Origin of the sequence: Flavobacterium salmonis (genome assembly GCF_903819435.1) — a bacterium.
GTDB lineage: Bacteria > Bacteroidota > Bacteroidia > Flavobacteriales > Flavobacteriaceae > Flavobacterium > Flavobacterium chungangense.
In genome coordinates this window covers 58,140-69,009 of record NZ_CAIJDP010000067.1, presented here as the reverse complement: position 1 = coordinate 69,009, position 10,870 = coordinate 58,140, and the positions used below count along the sequence as shown (strand labels likewise).

General features: G+C 33.2%; 9 protein-coding genes. 3 read left to right on the top strand and 6 right to left on the bottom strand.

Annotated elements, in window-relative coordinates; translation table 11 throughout:
- Window positions 1–379 precede the first annotated feature (379 nt).
- From lgt to FLACHUCJ7_RS10090, 6 genes are all read right to left on the bottom strand, one after another.
- Entirely contained in the window at window positions 380–1,312 is a 933-nt protein-coding gene (lgt, locus tag FLACHUCJ7_RS10115; protein ID WP_180908816.1) for a prolipoprotein diacylglyceryl transferase, read from the bottom strand.
- Between the two features lie 66 nt (window positions 1,313–1,378).
- Window positions 1,379–1,618 carry a membrane protein insertion efficiency factor YidD gene (yidD, locus tag FLACHUCJ7_RS10110; RefSeq protein ID WP_078229945.1) on the bottom strand — a complete coding sequence of 80 codons (240 nt, stop codon included), beginning with the start codon at window positions 1,616–1,618 and terminating at the stop codon, window positions 1,379–1,381.
- Window positions 1,619–1,640: 22 nt separating this feature from the next.
- Entirely contained in the window at window positions 1,641–3,119 is a 1,479-nt protein-coding gene (cysS, locus tag FLACHUCJ7_RS10105; protein WP_180908815.1) for a cysteine--tRNA ligase, read from the bottom strand.
- Window positions 3,120–3,208: 89 nt separating this feature from the next.
- Window positions 3,209–3,538, bottom strand: coding sequence for a four helix bundle protein (locus tag FLACHUCJ7_RS10100; RefSeq protein ID WP_123922097.1), 330 nt, complete (start codon window positions 3,536–3,538; stop codon window positions 3,209–3,211).
- Window positions 3,539–3,625: 87 nt separating this feature from the next.
- Entirely contained in the window at window positions 3,626–4,297 is a 672-nt protein-coding gene (gene folE, locus FLACHUCJ7_RS10095) for a GTP cyclohydrolase I FolE (RefSeq protein ID WP_078229947.1), read from the bottom strand.
- Window positions 4,298–4,500: 203 nt separating this feature from the next.
- Window positions 4,501–5,697 carry a pyridoxal phosphate-dependent aminotransferase gene (locus FLACHUCJ7_RS10090; RefSeq protein ID WP_078229974.1) on the bottom strand — a complete coding sequence of 399 codons (1,197 nt, stop codon included), beginning with the start codon at window positions 5,695–5,697 and terminating at the stop codon, window positions 4,501–4,503.
- 122 nt (window positions 5,698–5,819) lie between these two features.
- Here FLACHUCJ7_RS10090 and FLACHUCJ7_RS10085 point away from each other — a divergent pair, with 122 nt between their 5' ends.
- The 3 genes from FLACHUCJ7_RS10085 to FLACHUCJ7_RS10075 all read left to right on the top strand — a co-directional run bounded on the left by FLACHUCJ7_RS10085 (window position 5,820) and on the right by FLACHUCJ7_RS10075 (window position 10,861).
- The gene (locus FLACHUCJ7_RS10085) at window positions 5,820–7,142 is read left to right on the top strand and encodes a PDZ domain-containing protein (RefSeq protein WP_180908814.1); all 1,323 of its coding nucleotides are present in this window, start codon (window positions 5,820–5,822) and stop codon (window positions 7,140–7,142) included.
- A 121-nt stretch (window positions 7,143–7,263) separates the two neighbouring features.
- A complete protein-coding gene (locus FLACHUCJ7_RS10080) occupies window positions 7,264–9,903 on the top strand; it encodes a gliding motility-associated C-terminal domain-containing protein (protein ID WP_180908813.1) in 2,640 nt (879 codons plus the stop codon).
- Window positions 9,904–9,931: 28 nt separating this feature from the next.
- A complete protein-coding gene (locus FLACHUCJ7_RS10075) occupies window positions 9,932–10,861 on the top strand; it encodes a PorP/SprF family type IX secretion system membrane protein (protein ID WP_180908812.1) in 930 nt (309 codons plus the stop codon).
- Window positions 10,862–10,870: the final 9 nt, after the last annotated feature.

Genomic DNA, 10,870 nt, shown 5'->3' with positions numbered 1-10,870 from the left:
GATTTAAAAAGGTATGTCTGGGCAATTGCCAGATTAGGAGGATGGAAAGGCTATACCTCTGAGCGAAAACCCGGAATTACTACTTTATGGATTGGAATACAGAAATTCAATTCAATAATGCAAGGGTGGAAGCTATTTGAAGATGTGTCCTGACGGTAGGACAGCAGCGGCATCCTTTTTTTTGTTTCTTTAACCGGAAAAAGATATAGCGAACAGCAGGACAGAAAGTTGTTATATGTGATGATTTCTGCTTTTAAAGATAAAGATTAAAGAGAGTTACTAATAATTGGATATTAGAGAATGTTATTTTAGGTATGAAACAAAAAATGCCCAATACATACTAAAAAGTATTGGGCATTTTTTATATTGAATTATTTGTTTAAGATGCTGCTATAGGGTTTCTTTGTGCTCTAATGATGAAGTAAAGTCCAATAATTATAAATGGAATACTTAGCCATTGTCCGGTTGAGAAATAACCTAATGCACTTTCAAAACCTCCTTGGCTTTCTTTTACAAATTCTACTATGAACCTTACCACAAATAAAAGAACTAAAAATAAGCCAAATAAGTAGCCTGATTTAAGTCTTGCATTTGTTTTCCAATACAAAAAGAATAAAATCGTAAATACAAAAATGTAGCAGAAAGCTTCATATAATTGTGTTGGGTGTTTCGCCGGAACCTGAGCTAGCAAATCAGCAAATTTAGGGTCGGTTGCAATAGCAGTATAAGCTTCTTTTGGATCACCAATTTTAGTTGCATTAACAGCTTCATTTTTACTGAACTGGTCATGTAGAAAGCGGATGCCAAATGCAGAAGTTGTTTCATTTCCGATAATTTCAGAGTTCATAAAATTTCCGATACGTACAAAGATAGCGCCACTGGCTACCGGAATCACTACGCGGTCTAAAATCCATAATAAAGGACGTTTTAAAATCATTTTGCTATAATAATACATAGCAACAACAATTGAAATAGCTGCACCATGACTTGCTAGTCCCTGAAATCCTGTAAATTCGAATTTGGGTTCAAATCTAAAAGGCAGGAAGATTTCAAGTAAATGATTTCTAAAGTATTCCCAGTCATAAAATAAAACATGACCCAAGCGGGCGCCAATCAAAGTTGCTAAAACGGTCCAGACAAATAATGAATCCAGTTTGTCAATTGATTCGTTTTCGCGATCGAAAATCTTTTTCATCAGGAACCAACCTAAACCAAAGGCAATTACGAACATTAAGCTGTAGTAGCGAATCATAAAAAAACCTAAATCGATTCCTTCTGAAGGATTCCAAACGATGTTTAAAGCGTGTGTCATGTAGTATTATAATTTTTAGATACAGTAAAAATAAATATTTAAAGCAGAGTAAGTCTTTATTAAAAGTTAATGTTTGTGCGAACATTTCTTTTCCGGAACAGGATCGTAGCCTGTTCTTCCCCAAGGATGGCAACTCAAAATACGCTTTATTCCTAAGTATCCGCCATAAAATAATCCGTGTTTTTGCAAGGCTTCAATCATATAGCTTGAACATGTTGGTTCAAATCGACATGACGAGGGTGTAAATGGCGAAATAGCATTTTGATAAAAGCGTACTAATAAAACAAATGGAGTTATGACTTTCATGATTTATTAGGAATGAATTGGTTTATATCGAAAAGCTGGTGCCCTCTTTCCCATCTTTTAATTGAATGCCTAAAGTAATTAACTGATCTCTGATTTGATCAGAAAGAGCGAAGTTTTTATCAGCTCTTGCCTGATTTCTCATTCCGATAAGCATGTTTACAACACCTTCTAATTTGTCATTATTACTGTCGGCAGCCTTTTCATCGCTTAATCCTAAAACATCAAAAACGAAAGCATTGATTGCCGTTGAAAATGATTTTAAATCTTCGGCAGAAATGGTCTCTTTATCTTCTTTGAGTAAATTAATATAACGAACTCCTTCAAATAATTGTGCAATTAAAATAGGAGTATTGAAGTCATCATTCATTGCATCGTAGCATAATTGTTTCCATTTATTGAAATCAATAGAACTTAAATTGCCTGTAGAAATTGCAGGTAAAGCATCAAGTGCTTCCATTAATCTTTTGTATCCTTTTTCGGCAGCAGTTATGGCATCATCAGAAAAGTCTAAAATACTACGGTAATGTGCCTGAAGCATAAAAAATCTCGTTACAGATGCAGAAAACGGTTTGCTTAAAACCTTATTTTCTCCACTTAAAATTTCTCCCGGTAAGATATTATTTCCGGTAGATTTAGCCATTTTTTTACCGTTTAGTGTAAGCATGTTGGCATGCATCCAGTAATTTACCGGAGACTGACCTGTACAGGCTTCATTTTGGGCAATTTCGCATTCGTGGTGTGGGAATTTTAAATCCATTCCGCCACCGTGAATGTCAAAATGATTTCCAAGATATTTTGTGCTCATTGCAGTACATTCAAGGTGCCAACCCGGGAAACCATCACTCCATGGAGATGGCCATCTCATGATATGCTCTGGTTCTGCTTTTTTCCAAAGTGCAAAATCCTGTGGATTTCTTTTGTCGGACTGCCCATCAAGATCACGGGTGTTGGCTAGCATATCTTCGATATTTCTACCGCTTAAAATTCCGTAATTGTTGGTTTCGTTATATTTGACAACATCAAAATAAACTGATCCGTTGGCTACATAACCAATTCCGGTATCAATTATTTTTTTAATAATTTCAATTTGTTCAATAATATGTCCAGTTGCAGTTGGTTCGATACTTGGCGGTAAAAAATTGAAAGCTTTAAGAATGTCATGAAAATCAACGGTGTAACGCTGAACGACTTCCATTGGTTCTAATTGTTCTAAACGTGCTTTTTTTGCAATTTTATCCTCGCCTTCATCAACATCATCAACGATATGTCCTACATCTGTAATGTTTCGGACATAACGTACTTTATAATCCAAATGTAGAAAATACCTGAAAATTACGTCGAATGACATAAAAGTCCTCACATTTCCTAAGTGTACATTGCTGTAAACAGTAGGTCCGCAAACATACATTCCAACATTTCCTTCATGGATTGGTTTGAAATTTTCTTTTTCACCCGAAAGTGAGTTGTATATTTTTAATGGTTGTGATGTATATAATGACATATTTTTACTGTTTAATCGTTTAATCGTTAATTTGTTTAATTGTGATTATCGGATTTGTTCTTGTGAAAGATAATATTTTTTTAGATTGTTTATTTGATTACAAATTTTTCAAGTTTTTCGCGACATTGAATGTATTCTTGTTCTGAAATATAGTTTAAATCTTTTGAAAGAATTAAATGATTTAATGTTTCCATTGCTGAAGAATATGAAATTGTTAAAAAATGAGCCTGGTCTTTATTTGTGTTTCTTGATGTTCCTTCAGCAATATTCGTAGCAATCGAAGAAGAGCTTCTCTTTATCTGAGAGGTTATTCCAAATAATTCGTGAGAAGGAAATGCAATTGTCAATCTATAAATTTCTAAAATAAAAACTCGAGAATTTTGCCAGACTTCTAATTTTTCAAAAGAAAAGAGATACATGTTTTTTATTTAATTGTTAATTTGTTTAATCTAAAAATTAGACTTGTAATGAAGCGATTAAACAAATTAACGTTTTACCGATTAAACTTAAAATTGCGTATCTAACTTAATATAATCTAAAAATTCTCTTTTCGTTTGCGGATCTTTGAATTTTCCACCGAATTCAGATGTTACTGTACTGCTTTCGATATCTTTAATTCCTCTTGAGTTTACGCAAAGGTGTTTTGCATCAATAACGCAGGCAACATCTTCAGTACCTAAAGCATTTTGAAGTTCCTGAACAATCTGCATCGTTAAACGCTCCTGAACCTGAGGTCTTTTTGCATAATATTCTACGATACGGTTCATTTTAGAAAGACCAATAACTCTTCCGCTGGATATATAAGCAACGTGAGCACGTCCGATAATTGGTAATAAGTGGTGTTCGCAGGTAGAATAAACAGTAATGTTTTTTTCTACTAACATTTCACCATATTTGTAATTATTGTCAAAAGTAGAGGCTTTTGGTTGTTTTGCAGGATTTAAACCTCCAAAAATTTCTTTTACAAACATTTTTGCAACTCGGTTTGGGGTACCTTTTATGCTGTCATCTGTCAAATCCATTCCAAGTGTCTGCAGAATGTTTTCGACATCTTTTTTTATTTTTTCTATTTTTTCTTCATCAGTGATATCAAAAGCATCCTCTCTTAATGGGTTTTTTGCATTGCTGCTGAAGTGATTGTCACCTATTTCGTCTAAAAAATCTTCGTTATTTATCATTAAAAACTACTATTATAATGTGGTATATCTTTTTAAGGCAGTAAAGATAATTAATAAAAAGGAAACCTTTTCTATCGTTTTTACTATTTAATTGCTCCTTTTTGGATATAATCTAAATTTAAACCAAATGTATGTTTATTAAAAACACAAAAGACAATAACTTAATCAGTTATTGTCTTTTGCAAGTTTATAATTAGCTCTTATTATTTTTTATTGTAAACGATAAGTGCTTCTTTTAATATGTTAACTGCAGTAATTAAATCTTCTTTGTTTAAGACATAAGCAATTCGAACCTGATTTAATCCCATTCCCGGGGTTGAATAAAAACCGGCAGCTGGGGCAACCATTACAGTTTGTCCGTTTAAATCATAACTTTCCAAAAGCCATTGGGCAAAATCTTCAGAATTTTGTATTGGTAATTGTGCAATGCAATAAAATGCTCCTTTAGGTTTGGTTACGATTACGCCATCAATTTTGTTTAGTTCAGTAATCAAAGTATCACGGCGGCTTTTATATTCTGAAATTACTTCATCAAAGTAACTTTGAGGAGTATCTATAGCAGCTTCACAAGCAATTTGTTCAATTGTGGGTGGACTCAAACGTGCCTGAGCAAATTTCATTACCGTTGCTAAAACCTGCTTGTTTTTTGTTACTAAACAGCCAATTCTGGCACCACACATGCTGTAACGTTTTGAAACAGAATCGACCATGATTACATTTTGCTGGACATCATCCAAATTCATTACTGAAAAATGTTCATCATCTCCATCATATAAAAACTCACGATAAACTTCATCAGCAATTAGATACAAATCATGCTTTTTTATTAAGCCTGCTAATTGTTTAATTTCTGCTTCAGTATATAAATAACCGGTTGGATTTCCGGGATTGCAAATTAAGATCGCTTTTGTTTTTGTTGTAATCAGTTTTTCAACTTCATCTATACTAGGCAATGCAAAAGCGCTCTCGATTGTAGAAACAAGAGGCACTACAGTTGCGCTTGTAGAGGATGCAAAGGCATGGTAATTAGCATAAAAAGGTTCTGGGATAATGATTTCATCACCAGGATCTGTAATTGTGGCCAGTGCAAAAAGTAAGGCTTCAGAACCACCAGTAGTTATAATGATGTCTTCTGTGTTAACATTTACATTTTGGCGTTGGTAAAATTTCGCTAATTTTTTTCTATAACTTTCATATCCCGCTGAAGGGCTGTATTCAATAAGAGTTAAATCAATATTTTTTACCGCCTCGATGGCCACTTCGGGTGTCTTGATATCCGGTTGACCAATGTTTAAATGATACACTTTTTTACCTTGCTTTTTAGCACTATCTGCATAAGGAGCAAGCTTGCGTATCGGTGATTCGGGCATGTTTTTGCCTTTGTGTGAAATTGTTGGCATGAGTTTTATTATTGAAGTGCAAATTTGCATTTTTTTTTCGAATTTAACGTCAACAATACAGGTACTTATAAAAATGTAACAATAATCAATATTTTTAGTAATTTTATAATAAAAAAATGTCAATGAAAAAATATATTCTATTATTTTTTGGTTTTTTGGCATCTTTTGCACTAAAAGCTCAGGATGATTTTTTAATGGACAAGCACAAAAAGAAAGTTGTAATTCCTTTTAAACTGATTAATAACCTGGTTTTTATCCCAATAAAAGTTAATGGTATTGAACTGAATTTTTTATTAGATTCGGGTGTAGATGAAACCATTTTATTCAGCATGGATGATAAAAAAGAGGTTAGTTTTAAAAATATTGAAAAAATTAAACTTCGGGGCCTTGGCAGTGAGGAGGAAATAGAGGGGTTAAAATCAACTAACAATATTCTGGAAACACATGGTTTAAAATCTGCAAATCATTTGGTTTATATTATTTTAGATCAGGGATTTAATTTGTCTTCCCATATTGGAATTCCGGTTAACGGAATAATTGGGTACAAGTTTTTTAAAAATAATATTGTAGAGGTTAATTATCAAAAGAAAAGAATTTTTGTTCACCAAAATAATGAAAAAATAAGGATTGCTTTAAATAAAAAATTTAGAGCAATCCCTATTACCGTTGAAAGATCAAAGCCTTATTTGACGGCATCTGCAATAGTGAAAAATGTAAATATTCCCGCAAAATTACTTGTAGATATTGGAAACAGTGATTCATTCTGGGTTTTTGAAAATGATAAAATAAAGTTACCTGAAAAGAATTTTCCGGATTTTTTAGGAAAAGGATTTAGCGGTGATATTGAGGGGCACAGGGCAAAAATAGATGAATTTTCACTGGCTGATTTTGATTTTAAAAATCCTATTGTTTCTTTTCCCGACTCTAGTTCCATAAAAAATGTAAAAATGGTTGTCAATCGAATAGGTTCTGTTGGTGGTGAAGTCTTAAAACGGTTTACAATTGTTATGGATTATGCAGATAAAAAAATGTATCTGCGAAAAAACAGCAAATTTAATGAGCCTTTCACCTACAATAAAAGCGGAATTTCAATCCAGCATAATGGTCTGCAATGGGTTCAGGAAACGGTACACTTAGAAACGGTTAGGGTAAGTACTTCAAATGATGAAAATTATAATGGCAATAATAAAAATGATTTTAGATATAAATTTCAATTAAAGCCTATTTATGAAATTGTAAATGTGCGTAAAAAGTCAGCGGCCGAAAAATGTGGTTTGTTAAAAGGAGATATAATTATCAGTATAAATGGAAACAAACCTTATAAGTATACCTTACAACAGATTAATAATCTTTTAAAATCAGAAGATGATATTTGGATTAATTTAGAAATTGAACGAAATAGTATATTGTTAAAGTTTCGGTTTCGATTAGAAGATGAATTGTAGTTTTTTACTTGATTTATTTTATTTTTTCTTTTGATAATTAGACAGTTATCATTTTGTTTTTTTTTAGATAAGATAGTTTTGTTGAATAATTTAAGTATTTTTAACAAAATTTAATTAGTATATGATTAAAAACTACTTTTCTCTAATTGCTTTTAGCTCTTATCTTTTTATTTTTCTTTTACTTCCTACTAAAAGTTTTGCACAATGTGCGGGTCTGGACTCATTGACTCCTTTTGAAGTTTGTGACATACCCAATGTTACTAGTCAGACAATAGATTTGTTTCCTTTATTAGGGGTTACTGCAGTTCCCGGCGGTACATGGTCAGATGATGATAATTCAGGAGGTTTAAATGAAACCACAGGAGTTTTAAACGCGCAGGTAATTCCTGTTAGTGGTATTTATCACTATACTTATACAGTTACAGGAATCAATGGATGTACAGATAATTCAGCAACTATCGAAGTTATTATTGGCGGATATGCAGGTTTTGCAGAAAGAGCTTCGGCCTGTAGTGATGATCATTCATTTAATCTTTTTCAGATATTCAATGCGAATAGTTATTTGAGTCCGCAATCTCGTGGAAATTGGTATGATAAAAATGGAACTCCTGTGAATAGTATTGTTGATGCAGAAGTTTTAGGTGTTGGAAATCATCAATTTACATATTTTATTGCCGCTATTGGAAATTGCCCGGCTGTTTCTTCAACAGGATTTGTAACTGTTTTTAGATCCCCGGAGCCAGGAAAGCCTTCACAATTAATATTATGTGAGGACAGTGATTTTTCAATATATTCTAATCTGGACTTAAATGACTGGGTTGCTGGTGAAGATTCAGGGGGAACCTGGACCGATAATATAGGTACAGGGCAGATTACTTTTATAAAAGATCATAATATAAATGTTCAGCAAATATTTAATAATTATGGTATAGGAGAATATAACTTTACTTATACAGTTTTACCAACAAGTCCGGTGTGTAAAATAGAAACTGCTGTTGTAAGGATTAAAATTGAAAAGAAATACGATTTTACGGGGGCGACTATAGAAGTGAGAAAAGATATTTGCGAGTCTGACATTCAAACTGCAACTTATTCGGTCATATTAAACCAGGGAATTCAGAATATTCCAAATGGTCAATACTATATAGATTATACAGTTTCAGGACCAAATGGAGGTTCACATACAGTATTGTCAACATTTAATAATGGAGTTTTAATTTTTCCTTTAAGCCGGAATTATTTTCGGCAGTCGGGCAGTTTTACCGTAACCATCACAAAAATAAATGAATTTAGCAGTGAAGGCGGCTGTGTAAACATCATTCATAATTTATCAGATGTTTTGAATGTTTATAAAACACCGTTTTTAAACGGGGCGAATTTAACACCGGCTGTGACCTGTCAGAATAAAAGTTCTCAGGCATTAATATCAAATGCTTCGGGATTAGAAGATGGCGCATATACTATTTTATATAATGTTTCTGGAACCAATACAGCAACGGCTCAAACGGCAACGGTTAATATTATAAATGGAAGTGGAAGTTTTACGATTCCTTCAAATTTAAATTCAAATAGCGGTAACGCAATTATTACGATTACTAATATTACCAACGCTGCCACTCCATATTGTACCAATACTGCTAATTTAAACGGAAATTTAATTATTAATAAATTACCCGATGTAACCAACTTGAAAATTGGGGTTTCAGATGATTGTTTTAATAAAACTTTTTCAGCATCAGTTACCGGTTTAGGAACACTGACGAATGTTACAATTACATATTTATTATCCGGTGTTAACTCGGCAGTACAGACTGTAACTTTAGCTGTAACTGATGGAAAAGCTAATTTCACTATTCCGGCTATTTTACTGCCAAATACTGGTTCTACGATGATTTCGATTACCAATCTGGTAAACAATGAAACTACTTGCGATGTAAATTTGACAACAGTCTCTGATACGTTTGTAATAAATACTATTCCGTCTGCTCCCGTTTCGGGTAATCGTCCTTTTTGTAAAGTTAATCGGGCCACGATTGCAAATTTAGTTCCAAACGGAGCTCAGTATAAATGGTACAATTCATCAGCTCTGACTACACCTTTGTCTAACACTTATGTTTTAAAATCCGAGGATTATTGGGTAACAGAAACTTCAGCTGCGGGCTGTACTTCACCGCCTACCATGATTACAGTTACACTAAGCGATTCACCGGCACCAGTTTTAGATACTGACGGGCAAAATTTTTGCGGTTTAGAAAACCCTGTTATTTTAGATTTGTCTAATAACACAAATACTTCAGAAACAGTAGTTTGGTATGATGCTGTAAGCAATGGTAATTTGTTAACCCCGACAACACCACTTGTAGATAATGCAACTTATTATGGTTTTGATTTGCCAACATCTACAAATTGTATCTCAGAAGATCATATTGCGGTAAAAGTTTCTTTATCTCATTGTGATGAAACGGAATATGAAACTTTTTTTGTTCCGGATGGATTCTCACCAAACGGGGATAATGTAAATGACACTTTTACGATTCTTAAAATTGATTTTTTGTATCCGGATTACAAAATTGAAATTTATAACCGATACGGAAATGTCTTATTCAAAGGAAATAGAAACAAACCGGATTGGGATGGAAGAAATTCTGAAGGAGCCGGTTTTGGTGACGGAATAGCGTCAAACGGAGTCTATTTTTATGTTATCCATTTTAATAAAGAGAATAAACCGCCTCAACAAGGCCGTCTTTATTTAAATAGATAAATCTTCATTTACATTAATATAATTTCAAATGAAAAAAATAATACTTTTTATAAGTTTCCTTTTTTATTTCACATCCATATCGGCGCAACAGGATCCCGAATATACTCATTATATGTACAATATGAGTGTAGTAAATCCTGCTTATGCTACCGGTACAGCGGCAATGTTAAATTTAGGAGGATTATACAGAACACAATGGGTAGGAGCGGTAGGTGCGCCAAAAACATTTACTTTTTTTGGGCATACTGCTTTAAGTGAAAAGATTGAAGTAGGTGTCTCCTTAATTTCAGATGATATTGGTGATGGTGCGAAAAAGGAAAATAATTTCTATGCAGATTTTGCTTATGTACTTCAATTAGGAGGTAAAAGCAAGCTTTCTTTAGGATTAAAAGCCGGATTTACTTCTTTGCAGACCAATTTTAATGGCTTTCGTTTTACGGATCCGGCAACAGATTTGGCTTTCGCCGAAAATATCAATGTGACTAAGCCAAATATTGGAGCAGGAGCTTATTACTTTACCGACAAGTATTATATCGGATTATCTGTCCCAAATTTATTGAGTTCAAAACACATCGAAGAAAAATCAGGAATAAACGCTTTCGGATCCGAAGAAATCCATACTTTTTTAACCGCAGGATATGTTTTTCAGATTAGTGATGCGTTCAAATTAAAACCGGCATTTATGTCAAGATTTGTTTCCGGGGCACCTGTCTCAGTTGATATCACGGCAAATATTTTGTATAATGAAAAATTTGAGATGGGAGCTGCGTACAGAATTAATGACGCCGTAAGTGCTTTAATGAATATCAATGTTACACCTTCACTTAGAATAGGGTACGCTTATGATTATACGACATCAAATTTAGGACAGTTCAATTCAGGAACTCATGAAATTATGCTATTTTTTGATTTAGATTTATTAGGAAAAGGATACGATAAATCACCAAGATTCTTTTAAAATGAAAAA

Coding starts and splice junctions, on each gene's coding strand:
- lgt (WP_180908816.1), bottom strand. CDS start 1,312: ATGACACACGCTTTAAACATCGTTTGGAATCCTTCAGAAGGAATCGAT.
- yidD (WP_078229945.1), bottom strand. CDS start 1,618: ATGAAAGTCATAACTCCATTTGTTTTATTAGTACGCTTTTATCAAAAT.
- cysS (WP_180908815.1), bottom strand. CDS start 3,119: ATGTCATTATATACATCACAACCATTAAAAATATACAACTCACTTTCG.
- FLACHUCJ7_RS10100 (WP_123922097.1), bottom strand. CDS start 3,538: ATGTATCTCTTTTCTTTTGAAAAATTAGAAGTCTGGCAAAATTCTCGA.
- folE (WP_078229947.1), bottom strand. CDS start 4,297: ATGATAAATAACGAAGATTTTTTAGACGAAATAGGTGACAATCACTTC.
- FLACHUCJ7_RS10090 (WP_078229974.1), bottom strand. CDS start 5,697: ATGCCAACAATTTCACACAAAGGCAAAAACATGCCCGAATCACCGATA.
- FLACHUCJ7_RS10085 (WP_180908814.1), top strand. CDS start 5,820: ATGAAAAAATATATTCTATTATTTTTTGGTTTTTTGGCATCTTTTGCA.
- FLACHUCJ7_RS10080 (WP_180908813.1), top strand. CDS start 7,264: ATGATTAAAAACTACTTTTCTCTAATTGCTTTTAGCTCTTATCTTTTT.
- FLACHUCJ7_RS10075 (WP_180908812.1), top strand. CDS start 9,932: ATGAAAAAAATAATACTTTTTATAAGTTTCCTTTTTTATTTCACATCC.